Origin of the sequence: Photobacterium swingsii (genome assembly GCF_024346715.1) — a bacterium.
GTDB classification, from domain to species: Bacteria; Pseudomonadota; Gammaproteobacteria; order Enterobacterales; family Vibrionaceae; genus Photobacterium; species Photobacterium swingsii.
Map to the genome: position 1 here is coordinate 1,386,882 of NZ_AP024852.1, position 19,001 is coordinate 1,405,882.

The window sequence follows — 19,001 nt, forward strand, 5'->3', positions numbered from 1 at the left end:
TAAATAAAAGGAGCGAATTAACGCTCCTTTTTGATTCTTAACGTTTTAGCTTATTCTTCTATCGCCTTGATCCTAAAGAACATGGCATAGAAGAGGGGGATCACAACCAGTGTTAGAATTGTTGCAAACAACAAACCAAACATAATGGTGACCGCCATACTCTTGAAGAAAGGGTCAATCAGTAAGGGAGCAACCCCTAAAATGGTGGTTAATGCCCCTAATAATACTGGCCTTGCTCGACTTAATGATGCGTCGATAATAGCGTGATAAGGCAATTTCCCTTCGCGTATTTCTGCATCGGCTTGGTCTACCAAGACAATGGCGTTTTTCACCATCATGCCGATTAAGCTTAAGAAACCTAGTATCGCCATAAATTCAAACGGTGTTTGGAACACAATTAAGCCAACTGTGACGCCAATGATCGCCAGTGGTGCTGTTAACCAAATAACCAAGGGCTGGCGAATGGCATTAAACATGAAGATGACGGATAAAATCATCGCTGCAAAACCATAGGGTGCCGAAATCACTAGTCCTTCATTCGCATCTTTAGATGCCTTGTATTCTCCATACCAAATCAACTCATAACCTGATGGCAGTTCAATGGCTTCGATGCGTGGACGAAGCTGATTAAATGCGTCTGCCGTTAATACACCGGGTGCAGGATCGGCTTGAACCAAAATGGTCGGCATTCTATTGATACGACGTAAGATCGCATCTTCCCAGACGACATCGGTTGATTCAATTAACTGGCTGACTGAGATAAAGCCGCCTGCAACATGGCTATAGACCTCGGTATTTTCAATCGCACGTTGGTGATTACGCTCTGCTTCTGGTGAACGCGCCACAATCGGGATCAAGTCATTACCTTCGCGGTAAACACCGACATGACGGCCAGATAGTGTTTGAGCGATAGCTTGATTTACCTCTTGGGTGGTTAATCCAACCTGTTGTGCTTTTTGATCTGAGTAACGAGGCCGTAATACAGGCACTTGTTGACGCCAATCATCTTGTACTGCGATAAGCTGATCGTCATTGAGCATAATGGCTTTCGCTTGTTCTGCTAGCTGACGTAATACCGCGCTATCAGGGCCTTTAAAACCAGCCTCAATCTTTTTACCGCCACCGCGGCCTAGCATGAACTTCCAGACTTTGATTGACGCATCTGTGTATTTTTCAGCAAGCTCATCTTGTAGCTCAACCAATAAGGGCGCAATGTTTTGATAGTCATCAATATCAATTAACAGTTGGCCATAACTTGGGTTACGCGCCTCTGGGGCGTAGGTCAACATAAAGCGCAGGCCGCCACCACCGACAAAACTGGTGATGTTAGTAATACCAGCTTTTTGCTTAACGTCTTGTTCAATGCTCGCGATGGTTTGCTCGGTACGCTTGATGTCAGAGCCTTGCGGTAAATACACATCAACCACAAACTGCGCCCGTTGCGACTCCGGCATAAAGCCAGGCGGAATGTAACGCACGCCATAAATGGACGTAAACAGCACGATTAACAACAAACTTAAGCTAACCAGCCTATGCTTAATTACCCATGTCAGTAGTTGACGGTAACCATGACTGATCCGTCCAACAGGCGCTTCGGCATCAACGGGTTTGACCTTCAAAAAGTCATAACACAGCATAGGGGTAATCGTGACAGCAAATACCCAGCTTAAAAGCATAGAGTAGAGGATCACCCAAAACAGTGATCCCGCGTATTCACCCATATCTGACGGTGACAAGCCAATCGCACTGAAGGCACAAATGCCCACAACCGTACCGCCTAGCAGTGGCCATTTGGTGGCGTTAACCACATCGGACACTATCTCGTCACGGTTATCATCGGGTGTGGTTTGCAGACGCACTAAAATACCGTCAGTGACAACAATCGCATTATCAACCAACATCCCCAGTGCAATGATCAGCGCACCGAGTGATATGCGCTGCATGGCAATGTCTTCAATCAGCATGATGCACAAAGTGCCAGCAACCGTCAGCAAGAGTACAAACCCAATGATGATGCCAGAGCGCACACCCATAAACAGCAGCAGTACAATAAAGACAATCGCAACTGCAGCGATTAAGTTATCAATGAAATTAGCTACTGAATCGCGCACCGAATCCGACTGCATAGAGATAACATTCATCTCTATGCCTATTGGTCGTTGGTTTTCTAACTCAGCAATACGGGCTTTAACGGCGTCCCCCATATCCACAACATTGCCGCCCGTTACGTTCGAAATACCAAAACCAACCGCACGTTGACCATTGTATCGAACCATCATGGTGCTAGGTTCTTGGTAATCACGAGTGACGGTTGCAATATCGCCTAAACGTAGCACTGCGTTATTGTCACCAAGGCTCACTTGCATATTCATCAGATCATTAAATGAATTGACGTTTGAGCTTGGGATCACTGGAATGCGCATAGCATCGGTCTCAATGCTGCCAGCAACTGTCACCATGTTTTGCTTTTGCAGCACTTGGTAAACTCTTTCTGCAGATACGCCAAATTTAGCCATGCGTTCGCCAAACATTTCAACAAAGATGGTCTCTTGGCGCTCGCCTAATGTGGCGGTTTTAGCAACACCGGGTACTAATACTAATTCACGACGTAATTCATCGACATAATCTTGCAATTGCTTGTCAGTAAAGCCTTCACCTGTCACGGCAAAAAAGAGGGCATAGACATCAGAAAAGTCATCATTCACTATCGAAGCCCCTGCGCCTGGTGGTAATTGGCGCTGTACGTCACTGATTTTGCGACGAAGCTTATCCCACACTTGTTGGAGTGCCGCTTGGCTAGTGGCAAACTCAAGTTTGATTTCCACCGTGACTTCAGACATGCCTTGTTTAGAGACCGACTTGACTTCTTTTAACTCCTGAAGTGACTGGACTGCGCCTTCAATAATATCTGTGACTTCATCAGACACTTCTTGAGCGGTTGCGCCAGAGTAGGGCGTATTGATCACCGCTTGGCGAATCACAAATTCAGGATCTTCGAAGCGCCCTAGCTTTAAGTAGCTCAGGTATCCGCCCAATAAGATTAAGGCAATCAGTACCCAAACGGAGGTGCGTTTGGCGATGGTGTAACGTGCGATATCCATGCCTTAGCCCTCGATGTTAACAGCGAGCTTGTCAGTGTAAGGTTTCACTTTCATGCCTTCTTTTAAGCTTGAAACACCAGCAACAATGATGTGCTCACCTGCGTGTAAACCAGCCTTAATTACAATTCGGTTTGCGTTGAGTGAGCCAACAGTTACGGGTCTTTGGTGGACTTGATTATCTTGGTCGACAACCCATACAAATTGGCCCCCTTGGTTATCAGGAACAATGGCTGTCAGTGGTACTGTGATCTGTGTTGCTGCTTGTGCTTGATTTGCTGGGTAAACAGGCACGACTTTTACGGCCATTCCCGGCAATACATTAATGCCACGCAGGTCTTCAAATGTCAGAACTACAGGGTAAGTCTGTGTCATTGGATCAGCTTGGGTACCATAAGTACTGAGTATTAATGGAAAGGTTTCATCACGCAGCGCACTGATTTGAGCCAATGCTTTTGAGCCTTTTAATTCACCCAACATGACAGTGTCTGGGATATGAATAAGGACTTCTAAATCACGAATATTGTGTACGGTTATTACCGGGCTATTGGCTTGAATTTGGACATGGTTATCGATCAATTTACGGCCAATAATACCGTCAAAAGGTGCATGTAACTGTGTGTATTCCAGCTGACGCTTTGCCTCATCTAAACGGTTTTTTGCTAGTTGGTAGCGTGTGCTTAAGGTATCGAGATCACTTTTAGCAATAGCTTGGCTTTTCTGGTAGATCGCTTTACCACGTGTGTAATCGGCTTCACTGTTCTTAAATTCAACGCGTGCAGATTCAAGTGCTGTTTGGGCATCTCGCGGATCTAATTGAGCAATCAGCTGACCTTTTTTAACTTGTTGTCCTTCCCGAGCAAACACATTGATCACCCGCCCATTGATACGAAATGCAAGATCGGCACGTTGCGCAGAACGTACCACACCGTTAAAGCGTAATTTCGCATGAGTACTGGGTGAAATCACTTCAGTAAGTGCAGGCCTGATTATGGTTGTACTTATGCTGTTGTGCGGGGCTTCATGGGTGTCACAACCAGAAATTAGTATTGAACCTACCGCGATACTGACCGCGATGGCCGTTTTTTTAATTAACAGTAATGTAGAAGCTGTTGAGCGCATTGACTCAGTCCTCGTGAAAGAGCGATTAATAGGAAAAGCAAAGTGTTTACCGTTCAATCGATAGCTCGCTAAGAAGTAAACTCTAGAGTTTATTTTATATAGAAAAAGTAAAAAGTAAACTCTACAGTGTACTTTTGTGTTTCAAACGGTAAACTAGCAGTATTGATTGGGGGGGGAGATATGGAAAAAAAACTAACAAGATCACAGCAGAAGCATCTGGATATTATCAACGCAGCCAAAGAAGAATTTATTGAGCATGGCTTCCTTGCGGCAAATATGGACAGGATTACAGCTTCAGCTGAAGTATCGAAGCGAACGTTATATCGCCACTTTGAAAGTAAAGAAATTTTGTTTGAGTCCGTGCTAACTATTATTAATGATTCGGTTAATGAAAGCGTTTCTTATCAATTTGATCCAGACAAAACAACGGAAGAGCAGTTGAAGGCGCTGGCTTATAAAGAGATTGATGTGCTCTACAAATCCTATGGCATTTCATTAGCTCGGACTATTGTTATTGAGTTTCTACGTCAACCAGAAATGGCCAAGAATCTAATCAGTAATATCTATAGTATTCGTGCGATCACCCAATGGTTCAGTGCGGCTGTTGAAGCTGGAAGGCTGAAAAGTGAAGACCCTAAGTTAATGACTGAAGTTTATGTGAGCCTGTTTCAAGGCTTATTTTTTTGGCCGCAAATAATGAATTTGGATGCCGAGCTGAAGGGTGAAGCATTGCATCAAAAAGTGGATACGCTGACGGCCGTTTTTATTCAGTCTTATGGTATAGATTGAGTTGGTTTATTACGTTGCCTTCAGAAAATAAAAGAGGATGGTGTAGTCACCATCCTTTTTACTTTTTATGTTGATTTGGGCGCGATAGGTTTAGCCGTGGTTATTGTACTTCAGCCTGCACCGCTTGGACTGTTGGTTGTTCTTCTACCATACGGTCAGATTGGTTTAGCGACTTGATATATTGGTTGTATTTCCACCAAGCAAAGCCAAGGAAGATAACAATGCCGCCAACGTTGTAGAAAATGATCGTCATGATGTCTGCGCCTGTTGGGAAGGTTGAAGCAAGGAAGCCAACAGTGAAGATGCCAATCAGAATCGACACAACAACAATCCCTGTCATGCGTGACCCCATCTTAAAGTCACGCTCTAGGTGATCCAGTTTTAAACGTAAGTTCAGGTAAGCAATCATAATGAACAGTGGTGGTAGCATAGAGGCCGCCGCTGTCATGTTGATTACTGTGTTCATTAAGTCTTGCGCGGTATTTGAACCCATAGTTGGGATGATCATTAGCGGGATAACAATGAGGAATTGAATCCAAGCTGCACGTGCTGGTACGCCATTCTCGTTAAGCTCCACCGTTTTCTTACCGAAGATACCCGCCGGGATTTCAGAGAAGAAGATTTTAACCGGGGTTGCTGTCCACATCAGTAGCGAGCCGAACATTGCTGTGAATGATACCAAGCCAACAAAGCGGTTCATCATGATCTCTGGTAGACCAAAGTAAGTGGCTAAGCCTTCAAATACTTGAACTGAGCCCCCTGTGTATTTTAGGGTTTCACTTGATACGAAAACGTTGATGAGCACAGACGCGACAGAGTAAAGTACACCAATGAAAATACCTGCGACAATAATAACTTTCACGAAAGATTTAGAGCCGCCTTTCACATCATTAACATAAACCGCAACCGATTCTGCACCGCCAGCCGCCATGAAAATCCATGTTGTTATGCCAAGGAATGCCCAGCTAAATTCAGGCACCATCGCTTCTACCGTAATTGGGTCGGCAGGTTGGACGCCGCCTAGGAGGGCTGCACCAGAAAGCAGAATGTAAGACATGGTTAATAACAACATTAACGATGATGTTACAGAGGTGATTGGCCCCAGTAGTTTTGCACCGTTGGTTGATACGTAGGTGGCGAAGGCGAAAAGCACCATACTGAGCGCCGTTGTTGCGAATGGCGTAAGTATGTATTCATAACCTAAGAAAGCGTACGATGCATAGGCAATAACACGTGGCAGTAAAGAGGTGAAAAAGAACAGGTTAACGAACCAGTAGGTATAGGCTGAGATAAATGCCCAGCGACCACCCAATGAACTTTTTACCCAAGCGTATACACCCGCTTCTGAATCTTTATTCAGAGAAACAAACTCAGCAATGATTAAACAGAAAGGGATGAAGTAAAAAATCGTTGCCAAGAAAAACATTGGCGCGGAGGATAAACCGATTTCTATGTTGTTGTTTATCACATTGTTGAAGCTGAACACAGCCGCAAATGTGAGTGATAGCAAGCCGAATTTGCCTATCGTATTACGTTTAGTATCAGACATCTGATATCTCCGATGAATCACGTTGATTGTAGGTAGGAGGGGCTTACAGTGCCGCGACTGCAGTCCCTCTCTTGTTGTTTATTTCCGGATATTTATTCCGGTTTTTATTATTTATTTAAGAAGTAGCCGTCTTCGATGGTGACTTTAAGCACCGCTTTACGTATGCGTTTTTCAGCTTGGTTGTTGCCATGAAAGCGGTAGGCTTTGCTGTTATCAAAAACGACAACTTGGCCTTGGTGCACCTCACGACTTTCGCCTTGACCTTGAAGGTACTCACGGTCGGTTTCATCGCTATAAGCGGTGATTTGAGTTAACGTAGACTTGTCTGCAAATTCGATGGTTTCACTGCCTTCAAGGTAGTAGTGCACGTCGAAATAACGACGGTTTCCTTCAAAGTATTCTGTGTTTAGTGAAGTGGGTGTGGCTGATGTTTGGCTTTGGATCATGTACACCAGAGAATCCCCAATTGAGTGCATGACGCCATCTTTGATGTTGCCGACGTTCTCGATGGCTTCGACACAACGATTCCATTTACGCCCGTTGCGATATACCGTTTTAAATTGTTCTAAGCTCTCTAACACGATCATGGTTTAGGCCTCGTTGTTGCTAGTGGAAGAAAGAGAGGTTTGGCTGAAAAAATCATTACCAAAGTCATGTTGTGCCATTGCATTTGCGCTGCAGTCACCGGTTTGAAGCGGTAATAACGTTAGGCCATAGCAGAAGGTGTCCATGTAAACGCGGTATGAATCGAGTACCTCACTTCCCCAAGAGTTAGAGCCTAAGCCCATGACTTGGTGATCGAGGTTTAGCGTAATGTAGCCACTCTTTTCTAATTCAGTCGTATGCTGTGCTTGGTGTAGGTTTTGGTTGGTATAGAACCATGCACTGAGGTTGATTTCTTGCTGAGGTTTTATGAAGACGCCGGTGCCGTTACGCTTGGTTAGTGCAGCCCAGCGTACATGCTGACGATTGCCGTTATTTTGTGGAAACGGGTAGTTTTCAAACATATCGGCAACAGTTGATTGATAGACATCAATCATGTTGGCTTGCTTACTATCTTGGTAGTTTTCTTCTGGACCACGACCGTAATAGGTCACCTGATCAAATTGGCCATTAATGCCTAAATCTAAACCGATAACAGGGATAACATGCGGGTAATCACCGTAGCGCTTACCACTTAGCTCAACATTCAGTTGGCCTTCTGCGTTAACTTGGTAGCGGTAAGTACAGCGCATCCCAAAGTCGAACACTGGTGGCGCAATAATACTGGTGGTTGTGATTTCAACCTTGTCGTTAACTTTCGTGACTTCTAGGCTGCGGAAATGTTCCTGCATGATTTGTAGGTGAGCAGGTTCCCAGAGCCCTTCGTGTTCTTGCTTATGGTTATCAACCATAGGCTTGAAGAAGTTCAACTTAGGGGCAGAAGCGATGAGTTCTTCGCCATTAACCAGCCAAGAGGTCAACTTGCCGTTGATTTTTGAGAAATTCAGCGCGAAGTTGTGCCCTGTAATGGTGTAATCCAAGCGGCTTTCTTTTATCTCTAGCTCGGTGGCATTGAGGTTGGTAAAGACAGGTAAGTGAGCGGTGTTTTCTTTGACGGCATATTGGTAAACCGCGATGTTGTGGTTTGCTTCGCTATACCGTGTGCGGGTGTCTTTACAGACAGTGAAATTAACGAAGGCTTCACGCTCATCAAGTTCCGGAAGCTTAATGTGAATGTCACGCTCAGAGTTTGCTGCCAAGCCTTCAAGTTTGATCTTGGTGCTTGCCAGTGTTTCTCCTTCAGCGCGAATATCTGCGGTGATAGTGTAGTCATCGAGGTTGCTGAACCAGAGTTTATTCTCAACAACGAAGTGACCATCTGCGGCGTTCATCGAACGGATTTTCACAGGGGCAATTACTTGCTTATATTCTTTTAAGCCCGGCCCTGGTGTTTGATCTGAATAGATCAGGCCATCCATACAGAAGTTGTAGTTATTCGGGTAATCGCCGTAATCACCACCGTACTTGTAGAACTCAGTCCCTTGTTCATCACGGGCTAAAATACCGTGATCACACCACTCCCAAACATAGTGGCCTTGAATACTATCGTGCTTGTAGAACACATTTTGATATTCAGTTAAACCACCAGGACCGTTACCCATAGCATGGGCGTATTCACAGATAATGCGTGGCTTTTCATGTGGATGTTCACCAAAGTGGTTCATCAGCTGAGCACGTGAGTACATGGTCGAAATCACATCAACTACTTCGGCATCACGGTCTTCTTCATAGTGAACTAAGCGGGTGTCATCAATTGCTTTAGTCGCGGCGTACATAGCGCGAATATTGCAGCCGTAGCCTGATTCATTACCCATAGACCATATGATGATTGAAGGGTGGTTCTTTTGCGCGTGTACGTGGCGAACGGCACGGTCGACAAACACGCTTTCCCATTCAGGATCCTTGGTGATGCGGCTCAGATCGCCAACATTGGCAAAGCCGTGGGTTTCAACATCAGTTTCCGCCATTACGAATAAACCGTATATGTCGCACAGTTCGTAGAAACGCGGATCGTTAGGGTAATGCGCGGTACGTACTGAGTTGATGTTGTGCTGCTTCATTAACACAATATCTTTTTCTACGCGGTCCATACCAACAGCACGACCTTTTAGGTGATCATTATCGTGACGGTTGACGCCGTGCAGCATCAAGTATTGATTGTTGACGTAGAACAGGCCATTGCGCACTTTAATGTCACGAAAACCGACACGCTGCGGAATGATTTCAAGTACTTTCCCTGTGCTGTCTTTTAGGGTCAGGAGGAGTTGATATAAGAAAGGATTTTCAGCAGTCCAATGGACTGGGTCGACCATATCAATGGCAAGTTTCACCTTGGTGACAGAATCAATGGTCAGGCTATCGAGTGAGCCATCTGCGACAACTTGCCCTTGTTCATACAGTGCATATTCAAGTGCAAAGCCAGATGCTTGTTGGCTTGTTAGGTTTTCAATATCCACCGTACAAGTTAAGGTCGCGCTTTGATAATCATCTGCAAAGTCAGTGCGAACAGTGATATCTTGAACATGAATCTGCTCTTTACCGATAAGGTAAACATCGCGGAAAATCCCCGCCGTCCACCACATGTCTTGGTCTTCAATATAAGTCGAATCAGCCCACTGCATCACACGCACAGATAGCAAATTTTCGCCTTGCTGGACGTGTTGTGAAATATCAAATTCAGCGGTTAAACGGCTGCCTTTGCTAAAACCTATGTATTCACCGTTCACATACACTTCAAAATAGGTTTCAACGCCATCGAATTTGATGATGGTTTGTTTACTAGCCCAGTTTTTACCTAGGGTGAAAGTACGTTGGTAGGCGCCTGTTGGGTTGTCTGAAGGAACAAAAGGCACATCAATCGGGAAAGGGAAGCCTTCATCGGTGTACTGTAAATCACCATGACCTTCCATTTGCCACATATTTGGTACCGTAATTTGATGCCACTCTGGCATTAATTGTGAGTAGAACGCATCTGGCACCAATAAAGGATTGGTGAAGTAGCTGAAGTTCCATTGGCCGCTGAGCTGCATGAAATGGCTACTTAACTCTCGTTGGAATGTTTGTGCACTTTTCACTGAGTCGTAAGAGAAGAAGTATGCACGTGCAGCCATACGGTTCTCATGGAGATGAAGGAAGTTTTCCCAGTTGTTCACGTGTTGCCTCCCGGTGTACTTTTCAATGCCTTAGAAGGAAAGCTTCAAGGGACGAAAAGTGAGCGTCAAAATGTGTGGAGCGGTTACTCCTTAATTGGGAAAAGATACTAGTAAAACTTTTACTAAAATAAATTTGTGAAAACGTTTTACTTTAAGTTGATCACGAAAACTAAGCAGATTTCAGCAGGTGATGTGATCCAGTTAAAGAAATCGATTTCATTGCTTTGAGGGTATACTGGTGATGTTGAAGAGGAATTGTTTGAGGCCTTGCAGCAGAGCACGATGCGAATGTGACTTAAGGTTGAGCAAAGGTAGAATAGCAGTGTGAATAATTGCAAATAAAAAAAGGCACTTAAATCAGTGCCTTATTCTTGTTTTAATTTTGTTTCGTTGTTCCGCGGAGTTTTAATTTACTGGGAACATAGACTTTTAGCGGGAGGGCTCGGCCATCTCGGACTTTTTCGACTAAGAGGTTAACACCTTGGATTCCCATCATTTCTGAGTGAATACGTACAGTCGATAGCGGTGGAAAGGTAAAACGTGCAGTTGGAATATCATTCACACTTATCAATGAAATATCATTGGGAATATTTAAGCCATGCTCGTGTAAGGCGCGCACAACCCCAATAGCTATGGAATCAGAGGCAATGAATAACGCCTGCGGATGGTCGGGCTTTTCCAGCATTTCTAGCGCAAGCGTATAGCCAGAAGAACTCGAAAAGTCACCACGGTAAATATCTTGCTTCGACACAACCTGCTTGAGTTGACCGTATTCAGCAAACGCGACTTCACGAATATCAGCAGTGCCAGGTTGATCTTGCCCACCAATAAAGCCAATTCGAGTAAAGCCTTGCTCGATGAAAAAATCGATGATTTCTTTGCTTATTTTAGCAAGATTGATATCAACAGCATCGAAGCTGCTGTTGTCATCACTAAAATCGAGGTAGCAGATGTTGTCTGTCATTGCTGTTGCTGTTTTTAACACATCTTGTGTGGTTTTACCCACCATTAATATGCCAGATATAGTGTTGATACTGTTATCTATTTTACCATCGTAACAACTGGTTAATGTAATCCCGAGTTTATCGCATTGGGTTTCTAACCCATGACGAATAGATAGGTAATAGGGGTCATTAATTTCCGACTCTTGCTTGTAATTATACAGCGCAAGAAAATGGTGATTAGATACCGCAGCGACTTGGCTTTTCTTGGCACTGCTGGTTTTGTATTCAAGTTTGGCGGCAATTTCTAAGATGCGGTGTTTGGTGTCTTCTTTTACGCTGAGCGTTGGATCGTCGTTTAATACACGAGAAACGGTAGCGAGAGATACGCCAGCCTCTGTTGCTATGTCTTTTAGTGTTGCCATGTGTTTATCCTGGTGGCGATGCTCATCAATATTATTACTTTCATCTATTTTAAATCATCTTCATGCCCCCTGTACCTATTTTTAGTAAAAAAATATTAAATTTAAGATGTCATCCACATATACAACAATTTAACTAAATCATTGATATTAAATGCAATAAGTAAGGTGTTTTTCACGGCGGTTGGTCATGCTGTCGTTGGGTTATTTAGATTTTTTGTGTTTTTTATCATTTCTGATGTCATTTGTGTTAATTTATGGAAACGTTTACACAAGTGTGTATTTGATCACGGAATTGATTCAGCATTGATTGCTAGACTCTCGCTCAGACTAAAAGCGAACCTTTTTAGGTTGGATAATGAAGAGAGGCTGAGTGTGAAAGTTTTGGTAACTGGCGGGATGGGCTACATAGGGAGCCACACTTGTGTACAAATGATCGAAGCAGGTATCACACCTGTCATTATCGATAACTTATCCAATGCGAAGTCGGAAGTTCTTCAACGTATTGAAGCGATTACAGGCACTAAGCCTGTTTTTCATTACGGTGATGTTCGTGATGAAGCTTTTCTTGATTCCATTTTTACCCAGCATGATATTCAAGCGGTTATTCATTTTGCAGGCTTAAAAGCCGTGGGTGAGTCTGTGGAAAAGCCATTGGAATATTTTGATAACAACGTTAATGGCTCATTAGTGCTTACCCGCTCTATGCGTAAAGCTGGTGTGAAAAGTATTGTATTTAGCTCATCGGCAACGGTATACGGCGACCCAAAGATCGTGCCTATTACAGAAGATTCACCGACAGGCGCGACGACTAACCCATACGGGCGTAGTAAATACATGGTCGAGCAATGCTTATCAGATTTATTTACCGCAGAAAATGATTGGAGCATCACGCTACTCCGTTATTTTAACCCTGTCGGTGCTCACCCTTCAGGCACCATGGGGGAAGACCCTCAAGGCATTCCGAATAATCTCATGCCGTTTATCGCTCAAGTCGCTGTCGGGCGCCGTGATCAGCTTTCTGTCTTTGGTGATGATTACAACACGCCTGATGGCACTGGGGTTCGTGATTATATCCACGTGATGGATTTAGCCGATGGTCATATTGCGGCACTAAAATCGGTAGGCGAAAAATCAGGTTTACACATCTACAACCTAGGTACAGGGAAAGGTACCAGCGTATTAGAGATGGTGAGCGCATTTGCTGATGCCAGCCAAAAAGCTGTTCCTTATCAAATTTGTCCTCGCCGTGCGGGTGATATTGCTGAATGTTGGGCGGATACCCAAAAAGCACAACAAGACTTGAATTGGCAAGCAACACGTACCGTCACAGAAATGACAGCCGACACATGGCGCTGGCAATCCAACAACCCTCAAGGCTATTAAGAGTGAGTAGAACAATGTCGAATAATGAATTTAATCCGGTTGACCATCCTCACCGTCGTTATAACCCGCTGACAGGGCAATGGATTTTGGTATCACCGCATCGTGCTAAACGCCCGTGGAGTGGCCAAGATGAGAAACCATCAATAGCACAACTACCAAGCTTTGATGGTGAGTGTTTCTTGTGTCCAACCAATACTCGGATCTCAGGAGATAAAAACCCTGATTACCAAGGGACGTATGTGTTTGGTAACGACTTTGCCGCTTTAATGCCTGATTCACCCGATGCACCAGAATCGGATAATCCACTCTTTAAAACCCAAGGTGTGCGCGGTCTTAGCCGTGTGATTTGTTTCTCGCCCGATCATAGCAAAACATTACCTGAGCTGCCTGTTGATAAGATTCGTGGGGTTATCGAAACCTGGAACGACCAAATTGAAGAGCTAGGTAAAGACTATATTTGGGTGCAAGCGTTTGAGAATAAAGGCGAGACCATGGGGTGTTCGCAGCCGCACCCACATGGACAGGTTTGGGCGAATAGCTTCTTGCCTAACGAAATTGAACGCAAAGATAAGCACTTAAAAGATTACTACGATCAGCACGGCACTAACTTGCTGGTGGATTATGTTGAAGCTGAAATGAAAGATGGCTCACGCACTGTTGTGGAAACTGCACATTGGATTGCGCTTGTACCTTACTGGGCTGCTTGGCCTTTTGAAACCATGTTGTTGCCTAAAACACATATTCGTCGCATGAGCGAATTGAGCGATGAACAGCGTGATGATTTAGCTGTTGCCATAAAAAAACTGACTAGCCGCTATGACAATTTATTCCAGTGTTCTTTTCCTTATTCGATGGGGTGGCATTACGCGCCATTTTTTGAAGCGGGTGAAGAGATTGAACATTGGCAGTTACATGCTTTGTTTTATCCGCCGCTTTTGCGCAGCGCCAGTGTTCGTAAGTTTATGGTGGGTTATGAAATGTTGGCAGAAAGCCAGCGTGATTTAACGGCAGAGCAAGCAGCACAACGTCTACGTGACTTGAGCGACATTCATTATAAAGAGCAGTGCTAGCCCGTTTTTATCGAATTTGTCCAATTGAATCCAAATATTAAGCCACCGCTCGTGAACAGAGCGGCAGAGCGCAAACATTATTTTTGAGAGTTAGGTTATGACTGATTTAATCCACAATGTGAAAACATCTTTCGAGCAAGTTTTAGGCTATGCACCGAGCCATATTATTCAAGCCCCAGGTCGTGTAAACCTGATTGGTGAACATACTGATTATAACGACGGTTTTGTATTGCCTTGCGCGATCAATTACCAAACCGTTGTCGCGGCGGCAAAGCGTGACGATAACCTTATTCGTGTGGTTTCCGTTGATTATGACAATGCGGTTGATGAATTTGATTTGACGCAAGCGATCACTTTTCAACAAGACAAAATGTGGGCGAACTACATTCGCGGTGTGGTGAAATGTTTAATGGAACGCGGTTTTACCTTCTCGGGTGCTGATATTTCTGTGAGTGGTAATGTTCCGCAAGGCGCAGGATTGAGTTCATCTGCAGCATTGGAAGTGGTGATTGGTCAAACCTTTAAAGTGCTTTATAACCTAGAGATCAGCCAAGCTGAAATTGCTTTGAATGGGCAGCAGGCAGAAAACGAATTTGTGGGTTGTAACTGCGGCATTATGGATCAACTGATTTCGGCTGAAGGGCGTGAGAATCATGCTTTACTGATTGATTGTCGTAGCCTAGAGACTGTCCCTGTTTCCATGCCTGAAAATATGTCGGTTGTGATTATCAATTCCAACAAAAAACGTGGCTTAGTGGATAGTGAATACAATACGCGTCGCGCCCAGTGTGAAGAAGCGGCACGTATATTTGGTGTTCCTGCATTGCGTGATGTCACCATTGAGCAATTTGAAGCAAAAGCAGCTGAACTTGATGAAATGGTCGCTAAGCGAGCGCGCCATGTGATCACTGAAAATGATCGAACAGAGCGTGCAGCAAAAGCCTTGATTACGAATGATATGGCGTTGATGGGGGAGTTAATGGCGCAGTCTCATGCCTCTATGCGTGATGATTTTGAAATTACCGTCTCTGAGATTGATACCTTGGTAGACATGGTTAAAGACGTGATTGGTGATCAAGGTGGTGTTCGCATGACAGGGGGTGGTTTTGGTGGTTGTATCGTGGCGCTTGTTCCACCTGCATTAGTCGATGCTGTAACAGCAAGAGTTGAAACTAGCTATGAAGCAAAAACAGGATTGAAAGCCTCGATTTATGTTTGTCAGGCGAAAGATGGTGCAAGCCTCGTTGAGTATCTGTAATGAGAGCAGATAACCCAAAGCATGCAGATGGAAGTGAGTTAGTCGAAGCTGACAAAGTGAAAACTGACATAGTAAAAACAATGAGTTCACAGAATGCCTTTGATGGGCAGCCTGCACATTTGGTGGAGTTAACCAATCAAGCTGGTATGCGTGTAGTCCTAATGGATATCGGCGCGACATGGTTAAGTTGTCGCTTGCCATTGGCAAGTGGTGAGTTAAGGGAAGTACTCCTTGGTATGGGGACCATGGAAGACTTTATGCGCCAAACGAGTTACATGGGTGTAACGGTAGGGCGCTACGCAAACCGCATTGCCAATGGATTTTTTTCCATAAAGGATCGTCAGTATCATGTTTCAACCAACCAAGCAGGTAATTGCCTGCATGGTGGTCGATTAGGGCTAGATAAAAGGCGTTGGCAGATTGCCGAACAGAGCCAATATCACGTTGTTTTTTCCACAGTATCGCATGATGGTGATCAAGGGTTCCCTGGAGAACTTTCGATTCAAGTGACCTACACACTGACAGAGCATCATGGCGTTACTATCAGCTATGAAGCGACAACTACTCATGCGACGCCTTGCAATTTAACTAACCATGCCTACTTTAATTTATTGGGGGCAAATAGCGAAGCCGATTGTCATCAACACTGGCTGAAGGTTGCAGCGAATCAGTATTTGCCAACAACGGATAAAGGCATTCCATTCGGTGAATTGATGGATGTGACGGGCAGTAGTTTTGATTTTCGTGACGGTAAAGTGATCGCCAAAGACTGGATGGTTGATCAGCAGCAACGAATGGCGAAAGGGTATGATCATAGTTTCTTATTTTCAGCTGACCGTGAGGTGTATTTGCCTGTTGCAGAGGTTGTTAGCCCAGATAACAAAGTACGAATGAATGTTATAACGAATAAGCCGGCTATGCAGCTGTATACAGGTAATTGGCTTGCGGGTACGCCGAAACGAGAAGGGGGTGAGTATCGCGACTTTTCCGGGTTGGCGTTAGAAACGCAGTTTTTACCTGACTCCCCCAATCATCCTGAGTGGCCTCAGCCTGATTGTATTTTACACCCTAAACAAACGTATCATTATTTTACGACTTACCAGTTTGAGTGCTAAACCCGCTAAGGTGAGTGCTTTATTGTTTGGCCCTTTTTAATAGGGTTATTCTAGATAAAAACACTAACAAAAAGCTCAACATGAATTATACAGGTTGAGCTTTTCTTTTTACTGGTTACGGCTTACTGCTTTTTGATTGTGGCTCACAAACGTTCAACTGAATCGCGTCGAACGAGTGTTGGAGAAAAGATGATGGTCTCTGCTTCTTTTGATTTTTGCTTAGCCAATGAAAGCGCCAATTGTGCGGCTTTCTCTGCCATCATTTGAATTGGGTAACGCACTGTTGTTAGGCGAGGCTGGACATATTTAGCAATTAACCCATCATCAAATCCCATCATTGAAACTTGACGAGGTACCGCGATACCGTTTTCCTCTAGTACAGATAAAGCGCCCGCTGCCATATAGTCGTTATAGGCAACTACCCCGGTTATCTCTAGCGATTTACTGAGTAGGTTAGTCATCGCTATTTCACCACCATCACTGTTTGGCTCGCCGTGCTCAATGTAACTGGATGGTAGCGTGATGCCATTGTCTGCCAGCGCGGCTAAATAGCCTTTTACTCGTTGATCGGCATCTTCAATTTGGTGGTTAGATGCAAGGCAAGCAATTTGACTATGGCCCTGACGGATAAGGAACTCGGTGGCTAAATACGCGCCTTTATAGTTGTCTAAGGATATACAGCGATCGGCTAACTCTGGAATATGGCGGTTGATGATCACCATACTTTTAACTTCATTTGCATATGCGATAAGTTCTTGGTCTGATAATCCTTTCGCATGAATGACTAAAGCATCACAGCGGCTATTTATTAATAAATCCAATGCACGACGCTCTTTATCTGCATCATGGTAGCCGTTTCCGATCAGTATATGTTTGTTGTCTTGATGAGCGACTGTGTCTACGGCTTTGATCAGTGTGCCGAAGAAGGGATCAGAAACATCACCAACAAGTACCCCAACAGTATTCGTACTTTGACTAACAAGCGCTTTAGCGGCAGCGTTAGGACGGTAGCCGAGTTTTGCCATCGCTTTTGTCACGGATTCAACCGATGCTTTACTGGCTTTCGGTGATTTGTTGATGACGCGAGAAACGGTAGCGATAGAGACTTCTGCTTCTTTAGCGACATCTTTAATGGTAGCCATGTATTACCTCTTTTCTTAACTATCAGCTATTTAACACTTGATGTGAAAATAACGCAATCAAGACTATGATCGGTTACTCAAAATGAGATCTTTAACGTTTGTATTATAAGCAATTACTGATAGTGTAAACGTTGTCTTTTACTAAAATTTTACCAGGATTTTATTCATGGAAACGATAGCTTACTCAGACTTTGCTAAATTAGAAATTCGTACAGGCAAGATCCTTGAAGTGAAACGTCATGACAATGCAGACAAGCTGTACATTGTACAAATTGATGTAGGTGGAAACACACTCCAGACCGTGACAAGCCTAGTACCTTACTACACTGAAGAAGAATTGATGGGTAAGGATGTGGTGGTATTGTGTAATTTGGCAAAAGCAAAAATGCGCGGTGAAACGTCTGAGTGTATGTTGTTGTGTGCAGAAACAGATGATGAATCTGAAAGTGTATTGTTAACAGCAGAAAAAGCGATGGCAGCAGGTGTGCGTATTGTATAAGTCGTGACCACTTCTTTATGTAGGCTAAGTTTTCAATACAAACGCAGTGCTAGTGATTAGCACTGCGTTTATCTTCAAGCAGTAAGTGTACTTACAATATTTATTGTGCTTTAGTTTGCAATTTACGACGACGTAAAGCCCCAAGACCTAAAGCTCCTAACCCGATAAAAGCGATAGAAGATGGCTCAGGTACTGATTGTGGCCCTACAATTTCTCGTGTTAGTTTCGTTTTAATAGTGTCACCAAACTCAGTGAAATTTGAAGCTTGTAAAAAGAAACCTGTTGGTGTATCTGCGGGATTTATACCAACCAATTGAGTCAGAAACGTTGCATTTATACCATTACCAACTCCAATTGCATTGATTGTTACATTTTGATCGCGTGCGGCATCAGCCGAAGCTAAAGCATCAGCTTCTGAGCTAGAACTACAACATGGCTGACCATCAGTTGAGATATCAATGATCATCTTATCCGAATCAATCATATTATTGAGAAGTGAAGTGACAGCAGTATCGATAGCCAAACTGGTATTAGTGACGCTTTGAATTTGATTCATTTCTGTTGTATTGAACTTATTACCAAAAGTTGTAGCAACAGCATTTGAGGTTATATTAGTCCAGCTAATTTCTTCTATAACGGTATTAGAAAACTGCCATGCTGAGAGGTAGACGTTGTCATAAATACTAGGTGCAATAAAGTCATCATAGAAGGTACCGCTTGCGATTACGTTTTTATATCCCTGAAGTTGTAATTGGTACTCTGATGAATTGATACTTCCTGACCCATCGAGTACTAATGCTAACTCTAACGTAGTGGCTTGAGCTTGAGCTGTTAGCATCAGTCCGATTGCAAGTGCTGCTGTTTTCAATTTCAACATGTTATTTATTCCTTCAATGGTGGTAAACAACATAGGTA

Annotated in this window: 14 protein-coding genes; 6 read left to right on the forward strand and 8 right to left on the reverse strand. The window is 43.9% G+C overall.

Annotated elements, in window-relative coordinates:
* Positions 1-50: 50 nt before the first annotated feature.
* Both OCU77_RS06595 and OCU77_RS06600 read right to left on the reverse strand, forming a co-directional pair.
* Entirely contained in the window at positions 51-3,101 is a 3,051-nt protein-coding gene (locus tag OCU77_RS06595) for an efflux RND transporter permease subunit (RefSeq protein WP_048897118.1), read from the reverse strand.
* 3 nt (positions 3,102-3,104) lie between these two features.
* Positions 3,105-4,220, reverse strand: coding sequence for an efflux RND transporter periplasmic adaptor subunit (locus OCU77_RS06600; RefSeq protein WP_048897119.1), 1,116 nt, complete (start codon positions 4,218-4,220; stop codon positions 3,105-3,107).
* 180 nt (positions 4,221-4,400) lie between these two features.
* On the opposite strand from OCU77_RS06600, the gene OCU77_RS06605 reads away from it, so the two are divergent.
* The gene (locus tag OCU77_RS06605; protein WP_048897292.1) at positions 4,401-5,009 is read left to right on the forward strand and encodes a TetR/AcrR family transcriptional regulator; all 609 of its coding nucleotides are present in this window, start codon (positions 4,401-4,403) and stop codon (positions 5,007-5,009) included.
* A gap of 100 nt (positions 5,010-5,109) precedes the next feature.
* Here OCU77_RS06605 and OCU77_RS06610 read toward each other — a convergent pair whose 3' ends face one another.
* The 4 genes from OCU77_RS06610 to ebgR form a co-directional block, all read right to left on the reverse strand.
* Entirely contained in the window at positions 5,110-6,558 is a 1,449-nt protein-coding gene (locus OCU77_RS06610) for an amino acid permease (RefSeq protein ID WP_107302392.1), read from the reverse strand.
* Between the two features lie 107 nt (positions 6,559-6,665).
* Complete coding sequence (locus tag OCU77_RS06615; RefSeq protein WP_048897120.1) at positions 6,666-7,145, reverse strand: beta-galactosidase subunit beta; 480 nt, start codon at positions 7,143-7,145, stop codon at positions 6,666-6,668.
* A 3-nt stretch (positions 7,146-7,148) separates the two neighbouring features.
* Positions 7,149-10,253, reverse strand: a complete 3,105-nt coding sequence (gene ebgA, locus OCU77_RS06620) for a beta-galactosidase subunit alpha (RefSeq protein ID WP_048897121.1) — start codon at positions 10,251-10,253, stop codon at positions 7,149-7,151.
* 376 nt (positions 10,254-10,629) lie between these two features.
* Positions 10,630-11,619, reverse strand: coding sequence for a transcriptional regulator EbgR (gene ebgR, locus OCU77_RS06625; protein ID WP_048897122.1), 990 nt, complete (start codon positions 11,617-11,619; stop codon positions 10,630-10,632).
* A gap of 372 nt (positions 11,620-11,991) precedes the next feature.
* Between ebgR and galE the strand changes: the two genes are divergently transcribed.
* The 4 genes from galE (at position 11,992) to galM (ending at position 16,445) form a co-directional block, all read left to right on the forward strand.
* Positions 11,992-13,002, forward strand: coding sequence for a UDP-glucose 4-epimerase GalE (galE, locus tag OCU77_RS06630; RefSeq protein WP_107302393.1), 1,011 nt, complete (start codon positions 11,992-11,994; stop codon positions 13,000-13,002).
* 14 nt (positions 13,003-13,016) lie between these two features.
* Positions 13,017-14,072: a UDP-glucose--hexose-1-phosphate uridylyltransferase gene (locus OCU77_RS06635; protein ID WP_107302394.1), complete on the forward strand. Its 1,056-nt coding sequence runs from the start codon at positions 13,017-13,019 to the stop codon at positions 14,070-14,072.
* Between the two features lie 97 nt (positions 14,073-14,169).
* Entirely contained in the window at positions 14,170-15,330 is a 1,161-nt protein-coding gene (gene galK / locus OCU77_RS06640; RefSeq protein ID WP_048897123.1) for a galactokinase, read from the forward strand.
* A gap of 80 nt (positions 15,331-15,410) precedes the next feature.
* Positions 15,411-16,445: a galactose-1-epimerase gene (gene galM, locus OCU77_RS06645; protein ID WP_170108443.1), complete on the forward strand. Its 1,035-nt coding sequence runs from the start codon at positions 15,411-15,413 to the stop codon at positions 16,443-16,445.
* A gap of 143 nt (positions 16,446-16,588) precedes the next feature.
* Here the strand turns inward: galM and OCU77_RS06650 are convergent, their stop codons facing one another.
* Positions 16,589-17,587 carry a substrate-binding domain-containing protein gene (locus OCU77_RS06650; protein WP_048897124.1) on the reverse strand — a complete coding sequence of 333 codons (999 nt, stop codon included), beginning with the start codon at positions 17,585-17,587 and terminating at the stop codon, positions 16,589-16,591.
* A 166-nt stretch (positions 17,588-17,753) separates the two neighbouring features.
* Here OCU77_RS06650 and OCU77_RS06655 point away from each other — a divergent pair, with 166 nt between their 5' ends.
* Entirely contained in the window at positions 17,754-18,086 is a 333-nt protein-coding gene (locus tag OCU77_RS06655) for a tRNA-binding protein (RefSeq protein WP_048897125.1), read from the forward strand.
* A gap of 100 nt (positions 18,087-18,186) precedes the next feature.
* On the opposite strand, the gene OCU77_RS06660 is transcribed toward OCU77_RS06655, so the two are convergent.
* Positions 18,187-18,963, reverse strand: coding sequence for a DUF1194 domain-containing protein (locus OCU77_RS06660; protein ID WP_048897126.1), 777 nt, complete (start codon positions 18,961-18,963; stop codon positions 18,187-18,189).
* Between the last annotated feature and the right edge of the window lie 38 nt (positions 18,964-19,001).